The organism is Haloarcula sp. MBLA0138 (assembly GCF_055632455.1).
Window position 1 is genome coordinate 414857 of the sequence record NZ_CM145746.1, and the last position, 19637, is coordinate 434493.

Annotated in this window: 16 protein-coding genes; 11 read left to right on the forward strand and 5 right to left on the reverse strand. The window is 70.9% G+C overall.

What is annotated here, in order from left to right:
• Window positions 1-43: 43 nt before the first annotated feature.
• The 4 genes from ACV7JO_RS02090 to ACV7JO_RS02105 are packed head-to-tail and all read left to right on the forward strand — an operon-like array spanning window position 44 to window position 5420.
• Window positions 44-1039, forward strand: a complete 996-nt coding sequence (locus tag ACV7JO_RS02090; RefSeq protein ID WP_470354687.1) for an ABC transporter permease — start codon at window positions 44-46, stop codon at window positions 1037-1039.
• A complete protein-coding gene (locus ACV7JO_RS02095; protein ID WP_470354688.1) occupies window positions 1036-1956 on the forward strand; it encodes an ABC transporter permease in 921 nt (306 codons plus the stop codon). Before ACV7JO_RS02090 ends, ACV7JO_RS02095 begins: the two co-directional genes overlap by 4 nt.
• Entirely contained in the window at window positions 1953-4064 is a 2112-nt protein-coding gene (locus ACV7JO_RS02100; protein ID WP_470354689.1) for a dipeptide ABC transporter ATP-binding protein, read from the forward strand. Before ACV7JO_RS02095 ends, ACV7JO_RS02100 begins: the two co-directional genes overlap by 4 nt.
• Before the next feature lie 3 nt (window positions 4065-4067).
• Entirely contained in the window at window positions 4068-5420 is a 1353-nt protein-coding gene (locus ACV7JO_RS02105; RefSeq protein ID WP_470354690.1) for a hemolysin family protein, read from the forward strand.
• Between the two features lie 13 nt (window positions 5421-5433).
• On the opposite strand, the gene ACV7JO_RS02110 is transcribed toward ACV7JO_RS02105, so the two are convergent.
• The gene (locus tag ACV7JO_RS02110) at window positions 5434-5886 is read right to left on the reverse strand and encodes a universal stress protein (protein WP_470354691.1); all 453 of its coding nucleotides are present in this window, start codon (window positions 5884-5886) and stop codon (window positions 5434-5436) included.
• A 125-nt stretch (window positions 5887-6011) separates the two neighbouring features.
• Window positions 6012-7799 (reverse strand): archaeosine synthase subunit alpha, encoded by a 1788-nt coding sequence (arcS, locus tag ACV7JO_RS02115; protein WP_470354692.1) that lies wholly within the window; start codon window positions 7797-7799, stop codon window positions 6012-6014.
• Between the two features lie 122 nt (window positions 7800-7921).
• Here arcS and ACV7JO_RS02120 point away from each other — a divergent pair, with 122 nt between their 5' ends.
• The 5 genes from ACV7JO_RS02120 to ACV7JO_RS02140 all read left to right on the forward strand — a co-directional run bounded on the left by ACV7JO_RS02120 (window position 7922) and on the right by ACV7JO_RS02140 (window position 13873).
• Window positions 7922-8788, forward strand: coding sequence for an SDR family oxidoreductase (locus ACV7JO_RS02120; protein WP_470354693.1), 867 nt, complete (start codon window positions 7922-7924; stop codon window positions 8786-8788).
• A 42-nt stretch (window positions 8789-8830) separates the two neighbouring features.
• Entirely contained in the window at window positions 8831-9076 is a 246-nt protein-coding gene (locus tag ACV7JO_RS02125; RefSeq protein WP_470354694.1) for a hypothetical protein, read from the forward strand.
• A 209-nt stretch (window positions 9077-9285) separates the two neighbouring features.
• Window positions 9286-10479 carry a poly-gamma-glutamate biosynthesis protein PgsC/CapC gene (locus ACV7JO_RS02130; protein ID WP_470354695.1) on the forward strand — a complete coding sequence of 398 codons (1194 nt, stop codon included), beginning with the start codon at window positions 9286-9288 and terminating at the stop codon, window positions 10477-10479.
• Window positions 10476-11759: a Mur ligase family protein gene (locus tag ACV7JO_RS02135; RefSeq protein ID WP_470354696.1), complete on the forward strand. Its 1284-nt coding sequence runs from the start codon at window positions 10476-10478 to the stop codon at window positions 11757-11759. Before ACV7JO_RS02130 ends, ACV7JO_RS02135 begins: the two co-directional genes overlap by 4 nt.
• Window positions 11756-13873, forward strand: a complete 2118-nt coding sequence (locus ACV7JO_RS02140; RefSeq protein ID WP_470354697.1) for a CapA family protein — start codon at window positions 11756-11758, stop codon at window positions 13871-13873. The genes ACV7JO_RS02135 and ACV7JO_RS02140 overlap by 4 nt, the downstream gene beginning before the upstream one ends.
• A gap of 15 nt (window positions 13874-13888) precedes the next feature.
• Here ACV7JO_RS02140 and tgtA read toward each other — a convergent pair whose 3' ends face one another.
• Window positions 13889-15361, reverse strand: coding sequence for a tRNA guanosine(15) transglycosylase TgtA (gene tgtA, locus ACV7JO_RS02145; protein ID WP_470354698.1), 1473 nt, complete (start codon window positions 15359-15361; stop codon window positions 13889-13891).
• Between the two features lie 48 nt (window positions 15362-15409).
• A complete protein-coding gene (locus ACV7JO_RS02150) occupies window positions 15410-15955 on the reverse strand; it encodes an NUDIX hydrolase (RefSeq protein ID WP_470354699.1) in 546 nt (181 codons plus the stop codon).
• Window positions 15956-16040: 85 nt separating this feature from the next.
• On the opposite strand from ACV7JO_RS02150, the gene ACV7JO_RS02155 reads away from it, so the two are divergent.
• Window positions 16041-17969 (forward strand): glutamate-cysteine ligase family protein, encoded by a 1929-nt coding sequence (locus tag ACV7JO_RS02155; protein WP_470354700.1) that lies wholly within the window; start codon window positions 16041-16043, stop codon window positions 17967-17969.
• A 78-nt stretch (window positions 17970-18047) separates the two neighbouring features.
• Window positions 18048-18524, forward strand: coding sequence for a redoxin domain-containing protein (locus tag ACV7JO_RS02160; protein ID WP_470354701.1), 477 nt, complete (start codon window positions 18048-18050; stop codon window positions 18522-18524).
• A gap of 78 nt (window positions 18525-18602) precedes the next feature.
• On the opposite strand, the gene ACV7JO_RS02165 is transcribed toward ACV7JO_RS02160, so the two are convergent.
• Window positions 18603-19613, reverse strand: coding sequence for a DUF1611 domain-containing protein (locus ACV7JO_RS02165; RefSeq protein ID WP_470354702.1), 1011 nt, complete (start codon window positions 19611-19613; stop codon window positions 18603-18605).
• Window positions 19614-19637 lie beyond the last annotated feature (24 nt).

The window sequence follows — 19637 nt, forward strand, 5'->3', positions numbered from 1 at the left end:
GCGTCGCATCGCCGTCCAACACCGGGGCTCCGGAGGTGCGCCGATGAGCCAGTTCCAGCGCTTCCTCGCCAAGCGCCTCGTCATCTCGGTGGCGCTGACGCTGGTGGCCGTCTCGGTCATCTTCGTCGTCCTACGGCTGCTGCCGGGCAGTCCCTTCGAGGCGCTCGTGACCTCGGGGAACCTCAACCAACAGCAGATAACCGAAATCCGGGCCACCTACGGCCTGAATCAGCCACTGTGGCGGCAGTACATCACCTACATGGGGAGCATCCTGACCTTCGAGTTCGGCTACTCCATCCTGCGGAGCCAACCGGTCTGGAGCGTCCTCGAACCCCGGCTGGTGAACACGCTCATCCTGCTGGTGCCGGCGCTGGTGACGACGGCCGTTCTCAGCTCCGCCGTCGGGATGTACGCCGGCTGGAACCGCGGGAGCGCCCTCGAGAAGTTCAGTATCATCTCGACGACGTTCCTCCGGTCGACGCCGGTGTTCATCACGGGCATCATCTTCATCATCGTCTTCGCGTACAACCTCGACCTCGTGCCCGCGTTCGGGATGCGGTCGGTGACGGCCTCGCCGGAGGGGTACGCCGACACGTTCCTCTCGCTGGACTTCGTCCACCACTACATCCTGCCCTTTACCGTCGCGGTGCTGTACTACAGCGGCGACTTCCTGTTGCTCGCGCGCAACGGCGTCGTCGAGAAGCAGGGCTCGGAGTTCCTGAAGCTCCACCGCGCGAAGGGACTCTCCGAGATGCAGCAGTTGGCCCGCGCCGGGCGCAACTCGATGCTGCCCATCCTGACGTACTTCGCGCTCCGGCTGGGGATGATATTCCAAGGCCTCATCCTGCTCGAAGTCGTGTTCGGCTGGCCCGGCATCGGCCGCGAGCTGGTGCTGGCCATCCAGCAGCAGGACTACCCGCTGGTGCAGGCCGCCGTCTTCATCATGGCGTTGGCGGTCATCATCGCCAACCTCGCGGCCGACGTGCTGTACGCGTACTTCGACCCGACCGTCTCGACTGGGGGAGGTGGGGCGGCGTGAGTACCGAGACCAAGCCCAAGGCGGCGTTCTACGAGCGCATCGACCGCGTCCGCGAGATCGTCGTCGACCAGTTCGCGTTCCTTCGGCAGGACCGACTGGCCTTCGCCGGCGTGGTCGCGGTGGCGACGTTCGTCTTCCTCGGGCTGTTCGGCCCGTTGCTTGCCCCGCACGACCCCATCGAACACACCGTCCGGGACCCGTCGGGGTCGGTCCTGCGGCTCTCGGCCCCGACCGGCGCGGCGGTGCTGGGGACGACGGCCTACGGGAAGGACGTGTTGAGCCAGTTCCTCGCCGGCGCGCGGCCGACGCTCATCGTCGGCCTGTTCGGCGGGCTGGGAACCGGCGCTATCGGCTTCCTCGTCGGCCTCGTCAGCGGCTACTACGGCGGCTGGGTCGACGAACTGTTGATGCGACTGACCGACTTGACGTTCTCGCTGCCGTTCATGCCGATGGCGCTGCTGTTGCTCACCTTTGTCACGCCGAACGTCTGGCTGATGACGGCCATCATCGCCGGCTTCCTCTGGAAGATGCCGGCCCGGGTCGTCCGCTCGGAGGTGCTGTCGGTGCGGGAACGCACGTTCGTCAAGTCCGCCCGCGCGAGCGGGGCCAGCGACCTGCGGACGATGCTGTACCACGTCGGCCCGAACGTCCTGCCCATCGGCTTCCTGTACACCGCCTACGGCGTCGCGTGGGCCATCGCCGCACAGGCCAGTCTCGCCTTCCTCGGCTTCGGCGACCCGACGATGACCAGTTGGGGCCGGATGCTCCGGCAGGTGTTCGAGTCCGGGAACCTCCGCGTCGCGTGGTGGTGGGTCCTCCCGCCGGCGCTGGGTATCGCCGCCGTGACCACCTCGGTGTTCCTCATCGGCCGCGCCTACGAGGAAGTCATCAACCCCGAAATTCAGACCGACCAATGAGCCTACTCGAAGTCGAAGACCTCAAAGTCACGTACAGCACCAACCCCGACGAGGACGGCACCGTCCACGCCGTCAACGACGTGTCGTTCGACATCGACGAGGGCGTCAACTACGGGCTGGCCGGCGAGTCCGGCTCCGGCAAGTCCACCGTCGCGGAGGCCCTGCTGGGGCTGCTCCCCGACAACGGCACCGTCGAGCGCGGCACTATCCGGTTCGACGGCCGCGACCTGACCGCTCTCTCCGAGGCCGAGCGCCGGGACGTACTCTGGGAGGACATCGCCTACATCCCACAGAGCGCGATGGACTCGCTGGACCCGGTGATGTCCACCGGCGAGCAGATAACGCAGGCCATCCACAACCACCGCAACGTCTCCGACGCGAAGGCCCGGAGTCGGGTGCGGGAGCTGTTCGAGATGGTCGGGCTGGACCCCGACCGCATCGACGACTACCCACACGAGTTCTCCGGCGGGATGCGCCAGCGCGTCACCATCGCCATGGCGCTGGCGCTTGAGCCGGACCTCATCATCGCCGACGAGCCCACCACCGGGCTGGACGTCATCGTTCAGGACAAGATTATCGACAAGATTCTGGAGATACAGGACCGGATGGACAGCTCTCTGCTGCTCATCACCCACGAGATCGGCGTCATCGCGGAGACCTGCGACGAGCTGTCGATACTGTACGGCGGGAAGGTGATGGAGCAGGGCAGCGTCGACAACGTGCTGGTCAACCCCACGAACCCCTACACGATGGGGCTGAAGAACTCCTTCCCGGAGATAGAGGACGGCGACGCCGACCCCGTCGCCATCCCGGGGTCGCCGCCGGACCTCAACCGGGAGCCGACTGCCTGCGTCTTCGCGGACCGCTGTCCGTTCGCCACCGATGAGTGCCGCGACGCCCACCCGGACCTCGTGGACCTGCCCAACCGGAACCACCGGTCGGCCTGCCACCGCGTCGACGAGGCGGCCCAGATGCGCCGGGACGCCACCGACCCGGAGACGTGGGGCATCCCCGACGCCGGCGGCGCGGACTCGGACCGGGGCGAGGTCGTCTTGGAGACGACCGACTTGGAGAAGTACTACGAGCAGAGCCAGTCGCTCGTCAGCAAGCTCCGCGGCGAGGACCCCGACTACGTGAAGGCCGTCGACGGCGTCTCGCTGTCGGTGCGGCGCTCCGAGGTGTTGGGAATCGCCGGCGAGTCCGGCTGCGGGAAGTCGACGCTGGGCGAGACGATGGCGCTGCTAGAGGAGCCCACCGGCGGCGAGTTCGTCTTCGACGGCGAGCCCTACGAGCACTACCGGGACGGGAACCTCGAGGAGTTCCGCCGGAAGGTCCAGATAATCTTTCAGGACCCGTTCGACTCGCTGAACCCCCGACAGACCGTCCGGAAGCTCGTCGGCGAGCCCCTGACTATCCACGACTACCGGACCGACGAGCGCGAGCGGGCCATCGTCGAGACGCTGGAGAAGGTCGGGCTGACCCCCGCCGAGAAGTTCCTCGACCAGTACCCCCACGAACTCTCGGGCGGCCAGCGCCAGCGCGTCGCCGTGGCGAAGGCGCTCGTGTTGGACCCCGACTTCCTCATCTGCGACGAGCCGGCGTCGATGCTCGACGTGTCGCTGAAGGTGAACCTGCTGAACCTCCTGCGCGGGCTCGCCGACACCGAGGACATCGGCGTCGTCTACATCTCCCACGACCTCGCCAGTCTGGTGCAGGTGTCGGACCGCCTCGCCATCATGTACCTCGGGCGGGTCATCGAGGAGGGTGACGTGGAGTCCATCGCGGCCCGGCCCAAACACCCCTACACAACGTCGCTGCTGTCGGCGGCCCCGGAGAAAGACCCCACGGCCGACCGGACACGCGTCCTGCTCGACGGCGAGCCACCCGACCCCGTCGACCTCCCCTCGGGGTGTGCGTTCGCGCCCCGGTGTCCGAAAGCCGCCGAGGAGTGCTGGGCGGGGGAGCCGCCCATCGACGAGGCCGGCGACGCCGACCACCGCGCGGCCTGTTACTTCCCGGACGACGAGACCGAGGAGACGGCCCTCGACGCCGCAGCGAGTGGCGACAGTGCCGAGTTCCCGGCCGACGCCGACTCGCTGAGCGACTGAGCCATGGTCGGCTCCGTCCCCGGCGTCGCGGCCGGTCCGGCCCTCGTCGCCGCGGTCGGCGACCTCCCGACCGACGCCGTCGCACTCGCCGGGGCGGGCGTCCTGCTCGTCCTGTTGGTGCTGTCGGCGTTTTTCTCGTCGGCGGAGATAGCGATGTTCTCGCTGGCCCGGCACCGCCTCGCCGCGCTGGCCGAGGACGGCGTCGACGGGGCCGCCGCGGCCGCGTCGCTCAAAGACGACCCCCACCGGCTGCTCGTCACCATCCTCGTGGGGAACAACCTCGTCAACATCGCCATGTCCTCGGTCGCAACGGGGCTGTTCGCCCTCTATCTCGGCCGCGGGCAGGCGATAGCGGCGGCGACGCTGGGCGTGACGGCAGTCGTCCTGCTGTTCGGCGAGAGCGCCCCCAAGTCCTACGCCATCGAGAACACCGAGTCGTGGGCGCTGACCGTCGCCCGGCCGCTGAAGCTCTCGGAGTACGCCCTGTATCCGCTGGTCGTCACCTTCGACCGGCTCACGCGCGTCCTCAACCGCGTGACTGGCGGCGGCTCCGCCATCGAGACCTCCTACGTCACCCGCGAGGAGATACGCGAGATGATACGAACCGGCGAGAGCGCGGGCGTCATCGACGCCGACGAGCGCGAGATGCTCCGGCGCGTCTTCCGCTTCAGCGACACCATCGCCAAAGAGGTCATGACGCCGCGGCTGGACGTGACCGCGGTCCCGCGGACCGCGACCGTCGACGAGGCAGTCGCGGCCTGCGTCGAGAGCGGCCACACCCGCCTCCCGGTCTACGAGGGCGACCTCGACACCGTCGTCGGCGTCGTCGAACTCGGCTCGCTGGTCGCCGCCGGCGTCGACGGCGACGACGCGCTCGACGCCCACGTCGCCGAGACGCTCCACGTCCCCGAGACCAAGGCCGTCGACGCGCTGTTCCGCGAGATGCGCGACGAGCGCGTCGAGCAGGTCGTCGTCGTCGACGAGTTCGGGACGACCGAGGGTATCGTCACGACCGAGGACGTCGTCGAGGCCGTCGTCGGCGAAATCCTCGACGACCAGGAGGCCGACCCCGTCGAAGTCGTCGACGACCGGACTGTCCGCGTCGAGGGCGGCGTGACGATAGACGCCGTCAACGACGTGGTCGGCGTCGAGTTCCCGGAGGGCGAGGAGTTCGAGACCATCGCCGGCTTCGTCTTCAACCGCGCCGGGCGGCTGGTCGAACCCGGCGAGACGCTCGCCTACGACGGGACGGAACTGACCGTCGAGGCCGTCGACGCCACGCGCATCGAGCGCGTCCGCATCACCGAGGCCGACCCCGCGACCGCCGACGGCGGCTCCGTGGAGGCGTCGGGATGACCCGCGGGCCGGGCTACTCCCCGTCGCCCATGACGGTCACTATCGGCCGGTCGGCCTCCAACAGCACGGACTGCGTGGTGCTGCCGAACAGGGCCTTCCCCGTCGGCGAGCGCTTCCGGCCGCCGACGACGACGTACTCGGCCCCGACTGACTCGGCGACCGACAGTATCTCCGGCACCGGTTCGCCGACGCGGCCGTGGGTCGAAATCATCCCGAAGTCGGGGTCGTCGAGCGCATCCACGACCGCGTCGTTGGCGACGTTGGCCGCCGCGTCGGCGCGCTGTGACTTGCTGTACTCCTCTATCGCGCCGGACTCCTCGACCGCCTCCTTTCGCTCCTCGAACTCCGCTTGGGTGACCGTGTGCAGGACGTGCAGCTCCGTCTCGTAGGTCGAGGCGAGGTCGTAGCCGGTCTCGACGACCGCGCCCTGTGCCCCGGTCGCGCCAACCGCTGCGAGTATTGACATACTTAAAATATAGGTGAGTTGACATTTATAGCTATGGGTACGAGCAGTATCCGCCGGCCGCGGCTGTCCGGTCGACTCCGAGAAACGGCCGCCGGCCCGGGCGGGGCCGCTGCCGCGCACCCGCGTTACAGCTCCTCGACGTGGCGCATCTGGACCGCGATGCCCCGCGTCGAGTCGGCCATCTCCGCGCCGTGCATCTGCGCCCGGCCGACGCCGAAGGCGGCGTCGCCACGCACCACCACGTCGTCGCCGACGCGGATGTCGTCGCTGGCCCCGACCACGCCCGGCGCGAGCACGGAGCCGTGGGGGACGAACGGCTCTATCTCGACGGTTTTCGTCGGCACGTCGCTGTCGACCCAGCGGCGCGCCCCGGCGACTGTCAGCGAGAGGACGCCGTACTGCTGGGCGAGCGCGGCCAACTGCTCGCCGTCGCCGTCCTCGACGCGCAGTTGCGGGTACCGGCCCGGCGTGGCGATGTCGCCGAACAGTTCGTCGCCCGCGCCGGGGCCGAACTGGTAGTCCGCGACGGCCCGGACGGTGTTGTGCTCGCGCTCGCGCTTGGGGTAGCGGTCCCACCCCTCCAGTTCGGCCGCGAGTTCGCCCAGCGACTCCGTCGTCGTCGGGTGGTCGGCGACGGTGTAGGTGAACTCCCGGTCCAGCGACTCCGCGACCCGCTCGCAGATGTCGCGGTACCCCTCGCCGGGGACGTGCGCGACGACCTCGGGGTAGTCGGCCCCGTCGAGGTACCGCCGGAGTACGTCGGCGACGAACTCGATTTCGGTGGCCGTCCAGCGCCCGGTCACCACGGAGTCGTAGTGTTGGGCGGGATAGGTGAGTTCCAGTTCCTGCGGGACGACGCCGATGGGCGAGGTCATCGACACCACGTGGGCGCGCCACTTGATGGCGTCGTGGTACTGCTCGTGGCTCTGGGAGTCGCTGTAGGGCTTGCGGGCCGAGCAGGGGACCAGCACCAGCGGCCGGTCGGTAAAGCGGGGGACGTACCGCTCGGTGACCCGCTGGGCGAAGCGCTGAATCTCGACCCGGCGGATGCTGTCCCCGCTCGCGGCCGACAGTTCCGCCCGGCGGATGAGCGGCGTCCGCCGTTCGAGGTAGCCGTACTGCTGGTCGAGTCGCCGGAACGTCGCGGTGAGCCAGTTGTCCTGCCGGGCCTGCCCCTCGACGTAGTCCCGCAGGCGGCCGTCCCGGATTCGGCGGCGAACCCGGCGCAGTTCGGCGGCGAGGGCGTTGACGTTGTGCTCGACGCAGGCCTCGCGGTCGAACTCCTCGCGGGGCACCCGACAGGCCGGACACGCACAGGGGAGTTCGTCGAGGTCCTCCAAGAAGTACGCCTCGTCGGTCGTCAGATACCGCCCCTCGGTGCCGCGGACGACGGCGCGGTGGGGGTCGACGAGGTCGACGCCGGCGTAGACCAGCGTGGCGACGTTGCGCGGCGTTGCGACTCCCGGGAGGTACAGCGCGGTGTCGGTCGGCGTCGCCTCGCGCGCGGTCGTCACGGCGTCGACGAACGCCGCTGCGTGGCCGGCGTAGCCCGATGCGCCCGAGAGGACGGTCACGTCGGCGTCGTGGCCGGCGGCGGTGTCGGGCGCGACGACGGCGGCGCTGGGGAACTCCACGTCGGGGTAGTCGACGGCGAAGGCCTCCCGGACCTCCTCGGGGGTCCCGGCCGGCAGCCCGCGGTGTGGCAGGACCGTGATTTCGCGCTCGTCGCCGGCCGGCGCGTCCCGGCGCTCGGCCCAGCGACTGCCGGCGTCCCGCAGGAGCGCGTGGACGTCGCCCGGCGTGTCGGCGTCCACGTCGTCCACCAGCGCCGGCGTCGTCACGGACTCGGCGAGGCGCAACTCCCCGACCCGCGCGGCCGCGTCGCGCTCGTGGACCTCGAAGTAGTCGGTCATGCCCACCCCTCGGCCGTCGGCGCTGAACTATCTTGCTCTTCGGCGGCCGCACGCTCCGAAACCCGTCGCCCGTTTCCGGCCGTGTAACGTGGTATTATACCCCAGACACCCCAACCGGGGGCATGGCACCGACGAAGCCGGACCTCGCCGGCAGCACCGCCTTCATCACTGGGACGACCCGCGGCATCGGGAAGGCCGTCGCGCTGGCGCTGGCCGAACAGGGCTGTAACGTCGTCTCGACGGGCAAGACCACCGAGGACGGCGACTACGGCGAGGACCGGGAGTTGGAGGGGTCCATCGAGCAGACGGCCCGCGAGGTGGAGGAACGGGGGGTCGAGGCCCTGCCGATACAGGTGGACGTGCGCGACCCCGACAGCGTCGCGGCCGCCGCCGAGCGGGCCATCGACCGCTTCGGCGAGGTCAACGTCGTCATCAACAACGCCAGCGCCATCCAACTGGCCCCGACCGAGGACTTGCCCCCCGACCGCTTCGACCTCCTGACCGAGGTGAACGTCCGGGGCACCTACCTCACTGCCCGGGCCTTCGCCGACCACCTGAAGTCCGTCGACCGGGACGCGTGGGTGCTGACCAACGCCCCGCCGGTGACTGTCGACCGGGCACCCGGTCACGCCCCCTACGCGTGGTCGAAGCTCGGGATGACCTTCGTCACGCTCTCGCTGGCCGCGGAACTGGGCGGCCACGACGTGGGCTGTAACGCCTTCTGGCCGGTCACCGCCATCGACACGCGGGCGACGCGGTACTTCGGGCTGGGCACCGAGGACGACTGGCGCAGCCCCGCCATCGTCGCCGACACCGTCCTCGAAATCCTCTCGCGGGACCCCGCGACGTTCACCGGCAACGCCGTCTACGACGAGGCGCTGCTCCGGGAGGCCGGCGTCGCGGACTTCGCCGAGTACAACCTCACGCCCGGGGACCCGGAGCCGATTTCGGCCCGGATGGTCGACCCCGACTACGAGCGGCCGTCGTAGCCGCGCCGGTCGGCTTTTGGCCGTTGCGGACCAACGACCGGCGTGGTCCGCTCCCGCATCGCGACGGCCGCCGTCGGCCTGCTCGTGAGCGTCGCCGTCACCGCCGCGCTGTGGTGGTACTTCGACACCCTCGCCGTCTTCCTCGTCCTGCCGTTCGTCCCCTTCCTGTTCCGCGGCCGGGCGACCGAACGCCCGCCGACGAAGGCCTGCCCGCGCTGTGACTTCCGGACCGACAGCGACGCGTTCGACTACTGCCCGCGGGACGGGACGCGGCTGGAGCAGGCGTAGCGAGCGCCGTAGTCGCTCGCTACGCCCGCCGACGGCCCAGTCGTGTAAGCGTTCTATCGTTCGATTTCTTGGTACGCTGTCTCACGCCCTTTCCGGCCCGAAAGGGCGGCGAACACAGCTGTCGATAACACACAATGTATTTATTGCCCCGGGAATCACCTAGCGGTCAGACTGCCGTACCGCGTACAGCGAGGGTGTGGGGACACGAGATGCTAATCGCGACGACGATTATGCTGTTGGGACTTCTGGCGGGCATCGCAGCGGCGCAACTCCGCGGGCTCCGTCTGGGCGGCGTCATCGTCGTCCCGCTGGTCGCGGTGTACCTGCTCCGGAGTTTCGGCACGTTCCCGGTGTTCGTCACCAGTATTCTGGCGGCCTACGCGGCCATCGCGTACGTCAAACGTCGGCTCCCGCTGTACGGGCGTCAGCTGTTCGTGTTCTCGGTGCTCGTCGGGGCGCTCGTCCCCGTCACCGCGTTCGAACTCGTCGCCTTCGGGTTCGACTTTCAGGGGGCGGTCACGGGCGTCGAGTTCGTCGGCAGCATCCTCCCCGGTATCGCGGCGTACAACTTCCACCGGCTCGAACTGGAGGAGCGAGTACTCGATGCGGTCGTCAGCCTCGCGGTCTTGCTCGGGCTGACGGTCGTCGGTATCCTGTTGACCATCGTGGTCGGGCTGACGCCGCTGTCGGATACTCTCTCGCCGCTGTTGCTCAGCCCCGAGTCGGACATCGCCATCGCGTTCGGGCTGACCGTCGACCGCCCGCCGCTGCCAGTCATCGCGTCCAACCGGCTCACGCTGGGGTTGGTCGCGTTCAGCATGGGCGTCACCGAGTTCCTGCGGGCGCGGTACGGGCTCCGCATCGCCGGCGTCATCGTCCTCCCGCTGGTGGTCCTCATCGGCTTCCGGAACGCGTGGCTGCTGCCCTGTTGGGTCGTGACGAGCGCCGTCGTCTACGCCGGCGTGCAAGCGGTCCACCGCTGGACGCTGCTGTACGGCCGCGTCCTGCTCGCCGTGGGAGTCATCTTCGGCCTGTTCTCGATGCTCTCGCTCGTGGTCGTCGTCCCGACGCGACACGGTCTCCTCCCCTTCTTCGTCGGGCTGTTCGGCGGAGTCACCGCGTACAACCTCCACGTCGTGCCGCCCGCCGAACGACGGGCGACGGTCGCCGTGACGGCCGCGGTGTTCGTCGCCGTCGTCTTCCTCGCGCGGCTGGCTATCGTCCCGCCGCCAAGCGGCTTCCTGCAGGACGTGCGGCAGGTGCATCTCGCGGTCGGTGGACTGGCGCTCCTGCCCGGCGGCGCGGTGCTGTATCGCCTCGAACGGAGCCGTCCGGACGGACTGGTCGGCCGCGTCGAGGGAGCCATCCGGAACGAGGAGCGACGCGAGGGTGAGCCGTCGTGAGCCCCGACTGGCGACGCGCTCTCGACGAGTTCGGCGACCTGCTCCCGACCGACGGGGACGACTTCCGACGGCTCGCCGGACTGGCCGGACGCGGCGTGAGCGAGGCGCTGGGGGCCGGACCGATACACCGCCGTCGGCTCGCCGACATCGACATCCGCATCGCCGTCGCCGGCGTCCGCGGCAAGTCCTCGGCCGTCCGCTGGCTCCACGACGCTTTCCACGGCCGGGGCTACGACACGCTGGCGAAGGTGACCGGCGACCACCCGCGCGTCATCCACAACGGCACCGTCGAGGACATCGGCCGGGGGTCGCAGGTGCGCCTGTACGAGAACGAGCGCGTCCTCCGGTCGTTCGCGGACGCGGACGTCGACGTCGCCATCTTCGAGAACCAGGGTATCCGACAGTACACGACGCGGCTGGTCAACGAGCGGTTCGTCGAGCCAGACGTCGTCTTCGTGACGAACGTCCGCGAGGACCACCTCGACACGCTCGGGAGCAACCGGGTGCAGATAGCCCGGTCGCTGGCCCGGAGCGTGCCACGCGGGACCCGCGTCGTCTGTGGCGAGGCCAACGAACAGCTCCGGGGGTACGTCGCGGCGGAACTCGACCGGCGCGACGCCCCGGTCACGTTCGTCGACCCGCCGGCCGAGCGGCGGTCGGTCCCCGGCGCGGAGGTGGTGTACGGGCTCGACGAGGTCCTCGCGGCGGTCGGTGAGCCCCCGCTCCCGGACGCGACGCTCGCCGAGTACGCCGAGTCGTTCCGTCCGGCGTGGCGACGGCTTCCGGCGGGACGCCTCTACAACGCGGCGGCGGTCAACGACGTACAGAGCACCGAACTCGTCCGGCGCGCGCTGCTCGGCGGGACTGAGACCGTCGTGACGCCGCTGGTCAACCTCCGGGCGGACCGGCGGGGCCGGACGGCCTCGTTCATCCGGTATCTCACCGAACTGTACGAGGACGGCGCTATCGAGCGCGCACACGTCGTCGGCGACACCCAGCACCTGTTCGACGTGAACACCCCCTTTCCCGTCGTCCGCCACGACACCGGTCGGCGCTCGGCCGACGCGGTCCTCGACGACACGCTCGCGGCCGGCGACCCGGTCCTCGTTGTAGGCAACACCGTCACGGCGTTCATGCGGGACCTCCAGCGGGCCATCGACGCGAGAGCGCTCGATAGCACCGCCCGGTCGGGGGAGGCCCGGTCGACGGCCGCCGAGGCCGACGCCGACGACGAGACGCTCCCGGACGCCGTCGACGCGCCGCCGGAGGGAGCCGGATGACCGAGTACACGTCCAGACGCCGGGTCCTGCGGGCGCTGGGTGTCGGCGTCTCGGCCGGCGTCGCCGGCTGTGGGGGCCTGACCGACGTGTTCCCCGAGGCGGGACGGGACGACGACGCGCCGCAGGTCCCCGACGGTCGCCTCGCCGGGCGCGTCGGGGACACCGACGGCGCGCCGGTCGCCGGGGCGGCCGTTACCGCGCTGGGACGGGACAGCCGCCGACTCGCCGCGACGACGACCGGCGACGACGGCCGGTTCGCGCTCGAACTCGACCGGCCCGTGTGGCTCCGGGCGACCGCCGACGGCTACATCGAGCGGGTGGTCGCCGCCACCCCGGGGACGCCGGTGGACGTGACTCTCGTCGGCTCGGCGGGCACCGCCGCGCTCGCGTTCGGCGGCGACGTGATGTTCGGCCGCCGGTTCGAGGAGCCGTCCTCGGACCGCCTCGACCCGCGACACACCATCGAGCCCAGCAGCCGCGCGGACCACGAGCGCGTCCTCGACTACGTCGAACCGCTGCTGTCGAGCGCCGACCTCACGTCGGTCAACCTCGAATCCCCCCTGACGACGTCACCGGTCCGCCACCCGGAGAAGGCGTACACGTTCACCTCCCACCCGGTCGCCGGCGACGCCCTCGCCGACGCCGGCGTCGACTACGCCGCGCTGGGCAACAACCACGCGTTCGACGCGCTCGCACCCGGCCTCCGAGACACGGTGCGGACCCTCGACAGTGCCGGCATCGCCCACTCCGGGGCCGGGTTCGACACCGCGTCGGCGTGGCGGCCGGCGACGGCGGAGATAGCTGGCCTCTCCGTGGCGCTGGTGTCCTGCTCGGACCTCGTCGGTCCCCGGGACGGCTTCCACTGGTCGGCCGACCGGACGGCGGGCCGGCCGACCACCGTCACGCAGGACGGCGAGTCGTACGCGGTACCCGCCGGCGTCGGCGTCGCCGAGGCCGCGCCCGACGCCCTCGCCCGCCGCGTCGAGCGCGCCGGCCGTCGCGCCGACGTGGTGGTCGTCCAGATTCACGGCGGCGAGCCCTACCGCCCCCGACCCACCGAGCGGATGCGGACGCTCACCGACGCCGCGGTCGACGCCGGCGCGACCCTCGTGGTGAACCACCACCCCCACGTCGTCGGCGGCATCGAGCGCCGGGACGGGACCGTCGTGGCGTGGTCGCTCGGAAACCTCGTCTTCGACCAGACGCTGTGGCCGACGTTCCCGACGTACCTCCTGACGGCGTACGTGACCGCCGACGGCGTCGCGCGGGTCGTCCTCGACCCGCTCCTCGTCGACGGGTTCGTCCCCCACGGCGTCGTCGGGAAGCCCAACCGGACGGTGACGTGGCGGACCGCCGGCCGCTCGACGCCCGACGCCCGCGTGACCCGTACCGGGCTGGCGCTTGGCGCGGGCACCGAACCGCCGTCGACGGCGACGGTATCGCTCACCGGCGAGGGGACGGTCTACGGCCGACGGACCGGCTGGGTTCGGGACGTGGACTCGGGCGACGTACGGCTCGGCCGCGACCTGCTCCCGACCGGGACCTTCGAGAGCGTCGACGTCGACGGGACCGGCTACGACGGGGCGCTCTGGCGGTTCAGCCGGGGCCCGAGCGCGAGCGGTGCGACCTTCGGCGTCGACGGGAGCGGCGGCGTCCGGTTGCGCCGCATCGCCGGCAACTCGGCCAACGTCGTCCTTTCGAACAGTCACCGGGTTCCCGTCGACGGCCCGCTGACCGCGAGCGTGAACTACCGGTCGGCCGCGAGCGCAGGCCTCGAACTGGAGGTGGCGTGGTACGCCGCCACGACCGGTTCCGCTATCGAGCGCGAGCGGTGGTCCCTCGGCGCGACCGGCGACGAGTGGCGCGTGGCCGCCCGACGCGTCGACCCGCCGAGCGGCGCGACACACCTCAACGTCCTCGTCTCGCTCTCGCCGCCCAACACCGGGACTCGCACCGCGACCCTCGACGACGTGCGGCTGATAGAGTGGGCACCGGCGACCGTCGACGGCGGGCGCTCGTTCGACCACGCCCGCGTCGACGGCGACGCGACGGTGACGATGGGGGTGCCGGCCCGCCGCGACGCCGACTGGCGGCCGCTGTACCGCGACGGGTGATGTCGGCCGCCCGCGTCAGTCCCGGTCGTGTAAGTCCCGCACCGTCACGGCGTCGGGTACGCGCTCCAGCGCCGTCGCGGGCCAGCCGTCGTGGGCCAGCGTGAACTCGACGCCGGGGTGGCAGTCGACCAACCGCGCGACGCCGTCGGCGGCGGCCTCGTAGGCCGCGCGGTCCAGTCGGGCGGGCGTCTCGGCGGTCAGCGGGTACGTCCCGGCGAGTTCCCGCGGGTACGGGCCGAACGGTGGCTGTAGCCCCCACGACTCGTCGTAGTCGTCGTTGGCGTTGCCCGGCGTCAGCAGCACCGACTCGCCGGCTATCTCGAAGCGGTCCAGCCGCTCGTGGTGGCGCAACACCTCCGGCCGGCGGGCGCTCTCGGCCGAGGTGTAGAAGAAGGCGTCTTTGGAGACCGCGTCGGTCCGCTCCAACTGCGCGGCGTGGTCCAGTAACGCCCGGTAGCCGTCGAGGACCGCCGGGTGGCCCCGCGCCCGGGCGTCGACCAGTTCCAAGAGGTTCCCGGCCCGGATGGCCTGCCGGACGCGGCGTATCTCCCCGTAGGTGACGTAGAGGTTGTGCCGGGCGAGCAGTTCCTCGCGGGCGTCGGCGTCCATCCCGTCGAGGTCCGCGGGCGCGTGGTCGACACAGACCGGACATTCACAGGGGAAGTACGCGAGGTCGTCGACCTGCTCGGTGCCACGGACCGTGAGGTAGCGGTCGTCGCGGGCGTACAGCGCGTAGGCGGCGGAGTCGAACAGGTCACACCCCAGCGCGGCCGCGAGCGCGAACATCATCGGGTGGCCCGCGCCGAACAGGTGGACCGGCCCGACCTCGCCGAGCCCGCGCTTGCAGGCCGCGACCACGTCCGCGAGGTCGCCGTAGCGGTACTCGTTCATCAGCGGGACGACCGCGCCAAGCGGGAACACGTCCAGTCCCGACGCGGCGGCGTGTTCGCCGGCCCGCTCGCGGAGGTCGGGGTAGGTCGACCCCTGCACCGGCGCGGTGACGAGCATCTCGCCGGTGTCGGCCTCGGCGGCCGTCGCCAGCCGGGACTGCGTGGTCGCCAGTTCCTCGGCGGCGCGCTCGCGGTCCACGTCGGGCGGCGTCGGCACGTCGACCGGCGTCCCGATGTCGCTCCCGATGTCCCGCTGGAACCGGAGTATCTCCTCGGTGGTCACGTCGATGTCGCCGTACTCCGCGAGCTGGAACGACCCCGAGTCGGTCATGATAGCGCCCGAGAAGTCCAGCAGGTCGTGTAGTCCCCGTTCGAGGACCGGCTCGCGCAGGTCCTCGGAGCCGTGGAGGATGTAGCTGTTCGTGATGAGTATCTCCGCGCCGAACTCGGACTCCAGCGTCGACGGGGCGACCGTCTGGACGTGGGGGTTGACGACGGGGAGGATGGTCGGCGTCTCGACGGTGACGCCCGCCCGGGGGACCTCCAGTTCGCCCAGTCGGCCCGCGGCGTCGTACTCGCGGACCTCGAAGTGTGTCATGCCACGCCGTCGGTCGGGCGCGCGCCTAAGGGTTGTGTTCCCCGCCGCTCACCGCTCGAACAGCGCGTAGTGCATGATACCGGTCGCCGAGCGTCCGTCCCGTAGCTCGCCGTCCCGAACGGCCGCCAGCAGCTCCTCGAACGCCGCCGTGTCGACGCGGATTGACTCGTCGAAATCGAGGTCCCGCTCGGCCGTCGGCTCGCACCCCTCGGCGACGAAGTAGTGAAAGACCGAGTCGCAGTAGCCGTTGGCCGGCTCGGCCGTGTAGAGGTGGGCGACGCTGTCGGCCTCGTAGCCGGTCTCCTCCCGTAGCTCGCGGGCGACCGCAGCCCGCGGCTCGGCGTCGGCGGCCTCCATCGACCCCGCCGGCAGGCCGCGGTTGACCCGCTTGACCGCCTGCCGCCACTCCTCGATGACGACCACCTCGCCGTCGGGCGTGAACGGCAGGACGACGACGCTGTCGCCCTCCCGGAGGTAGTCGAAGTCCGTCTCGGTGCCGTCGGGCAGGACCACGTCCTCGTGGACCACGTCGAAGCCCGGACAGGTGTAGGCCCGTTCGCTGCCGACCGTCTCCCACGCGAGTTCGTCCGCCATACGTCGCTGTCGCCTCCCGCCGGCAAACGTGTGGTGGTCCCGCGCCGGCGGGATACTTATACCGGAGAACGAACACATAGCTGGCATGGACGACGTCGTCGACCTGGTGACCAAGTCGCTCGCAGACGAGTCGGCCGCCACGTTCGCGGAGCGGGTCGACGAGCAGGCGGCGGGGCTGCGCGACGCCATCGAGGCCGGCGAGTTCGACAACGAGGCGTTCTCGGTCGGACTGGAGGTGGAGCTGTACGCCGTCAATGCGGAGCCGGAGCCGCCCGAACCCGACGACGGGACCGAGACGGACGACGGCGACGCGGAAGGGAGCGACGAGGCGGACGCCGCGGACGCCGACCTCGGGAGCGGCGGCGGCAGCGCCCCGTGGAGTGGCTCTCTCGACGCGCCGGCGGAACCGGGGAGCGGGAACGGCGCGTCGCTGGAACCCGACGACGGGGGCGGGCCGTCGCTAGAGCCCGACGACGGGTCGGACTCGGAGACGGATGCCGACCGCTCCACGGAGCCGTTCGGCCCGGGCGAGGGACCGTCGCTGGACGTGGACCCGGACAGCCCGCTGGCCGACGACGGGCCGGAGAACCCGCTGGCCGACGCGGAGCCGGCGGTAGCGGCCGACGACGACGGCGACGACGAGCCCTACATGGACCCGGCGGCGTGGGAGGGGCGCTTGACGCGACTGCCCGAGGCGGTGTTCGAGGGCGCGGCCAACAAGGAACTGGGGCTGCACAACGCCGAGGTCAACACCGAGCCCGACACCTTCGACGGCACCGGGTTGGAGGTGCAGACGACGGCCGTCGAGATGCGGACCAAGCAGGCCCGCCAGCAGGCGAGCAAGCACCACTGCGACCTGATTCTGGACGCGATGTGGACCGTCCCGCCCGAGGAGGGCACCGAGTCCTATCTCTCGGCCCACGACCGCCGCGAGGGCGTCGTCTTCGCCGACAACATGCGACAGGCCCCGCGGTACGTGTCGCTGGACAACGAGGCGCTGCGCCACGCCGGCGGCGAGATTCCCTTCGACGTGCCGGGCTACGAGGGGACCTTCCCCACCATCCTCTTCGAGTCGCTGGCGACCTCCATCCAGCCCCACCTCCAGATTCCCGACAGCGACGCCCTGCCGGCCCACTACAACGCCGCTATCCGGACGCTCGGGCCGTTGCTGGCCCTGTCGGCGAACTCGCCGTTTCTCCCGGCGGACATGTACGACGATGTCGACGGCGAGTGGCTCTGTGCCAACACCCACCACGAACTCCGCATCGCCGCCTTCGAGCTATCGGTCAACACCAGCGAGAACCCCAAGGTGCGGGTCCCGCGGGACATCGACGCGGCGACGGACGTCGTCGACCGCGTCGTCGCCGACGACCTCTTTGGCCCCTTCCTCCGGGAGTGGCTCCACGAGGACGAGCGCGAGTCGCTCCACGACGCCGTCTGGGAGTTCGACCACAAGCGCGGGACCTACTGGCGGTGGCTCCGCTGTGTCGTCGGTGGCGACCCCGTCGAGGGGGCCAGCGACGAGCGCTCGCTGCGCATCGAGTACCGACCCCTCCCCACCCAACCCCACGTCAAGGACGTCATCGGCCTCCAGACGCTCACCGTGGGGCTCGTCCGGGGCCTCGTCGCCGTCGACCACCCGCTGGCCGAACTGCCGTGGCAGGAGGCGAGACGGAGCTTCTACGCGGCGGCCCGGGACGGTCTCGACGCGGACCTCTCGTGGGTGACCGTCCACGGCGAGCGGACCACGGACCCTGCGGTCGTCTACGACGAGGTGTTCCGGTACGCCCGCGAGGGGTTGGCGACACAGGGCGTGCCCGAGGCCCGCATCGACGAGTACCTCGGTCCCATCGAGCGCCGCTACGAGGCCGGCGAGACGCCGAGTTCGTGGAAGGTCGCCCGCGTCCGCGCGCACCTCGACGACGGGTGCGCCCTCGACGAGGCCATCGCCGAGATGCAGCGGGACTACCTCGCAGCCAGCGACACGCACCACTCCTTCGACGAGTGGGTGTGAGCCAGCGGGCGGCCGACGCCGCCCCCGTCGTTCGCCGTTAGGCAGTGCCTTTTTCGGCTCCGGCCCGAACCGGGACACATGGTCTCAGAAGGAGACTCCGCACCGAGCATCGACGCGACGATAGCCAACGGCGAGGTCGAGGCCTTCGACCTCTCGAACCACCTCGGCGACGGGCCCGTCGTGCTCGCCTTCTTCCCCGGCGCGTTCACGCCGCCGTGTTCCAACGAGATGGTGGCGTTTCAGGAGCGCCTCGGCGACATCGAGGCCGCCGGGGGGACGCTGCTGGGCCTCAGCGCCGACTCGGCGTTCTCGCTCAACGCCTTCCGCGAGGAGCACGGACTCGAGTTCGACCTCGTCAGCGACATGAGCCGCGAGGCGATTCAGGCCTACGGCCTCGAAATCGACATCGGCGACCTCGGCCTGTACGGCGTCGCCAACCGCGCCGTCTACGTCCTCGACGACGAGGGCACCGTCACGTTCGCGTGGGAGACCGACGACCCCACGAACGAACCGGACTACGCGGCCGTGCTGGACGCCGTCGAGGCCACCGCGTAACGACCGTCTCGACGCCGCCGATTCTTGCGCTCCAGACCGCCGGGCAGTCGTGACGCCGTCCGCGACCCGGCGGGGTGGTCACGGGAGCGCGTCGAGTACCGCGTCGGTGACGCCGAAGCGGACGGGGTCGGCCGCGGGCGCGCCGAGAGCCTCGCCGTAGTCGGCCACGGCGTCTCGGGCCGCCGGCTCGGCCAGATGGCTCGTGTTCACTGCACCGGCGACTACCTCGCTGCCGGCGACCGGTGCCGACAGGCGCTCGTACAGGTCGACACACTCCGCGACCGGCGGAATCTCGACCGACTCGTAGCCGTGAATCCGCTTCCGGCCGGCCTCGTGACACAGGACGAGCGCGTCCGGGGCCGCGCCGTGGAGGACGCTCGCCGTTACGCCGGCGTAGGCGGGGTGGACGAGCGACCCCTGTCCCTCGACGACGAGCAGGTCCCGGTCCGCGGCCGCCTCGACCAGTCGCTCGACCGCGCCGGCGGCGTAGTCCGCCACCACTCGGTCGACGGCGATACCTTTCCCCTCGATGGCGACGCCGGTCTGGCCGGTCGGGACGACAGCGGCGTCGACGCCGCGTTCGCGGGCCGCGTCCCGGAGTTCGAAGGCCGCGGTCATCTTCCCCGTCGAGCAGTCGGTGCCGACGGTGGCGACGACGGCGGTGTCGACCGCGCCCGCGCTGCCCTCGGCGACGGTGAGGTCGTCGGGCGGCCGCCGGAGGTCGCGCAGTTCGCCGCCACCGTCGGCCGCGAGCGCCGCGAACTCCTCGTCGTCGGCGAGGAAGTCGTGCAGGCCAGCGACGACGGTACAGTCCCGTTCGAGCGCCCCGCGCACGTCGGGCCGCCACGACTCGTCGAACGCGCCGCCGATGGGCGACACGCCGACCACGAGCGCGTCCACGTCGCCCACGTCGGCCATCGAGGCGACGATGGGGGCGTCCTGTACGTCCGGCAGGAACTCGCCGACGCGCCGGCCGGCGTGCTCTCGGTCGACGACGTCGACGACCTCGTGGTCGCCGTAGCGCAACAGCCCCACAGCGGTCTTCGCCCGGTCGGGGAACGACTCGTGAGTGAGGAGGGCTACTCGCATGCCCGGACCGACACCGCCCGCCGG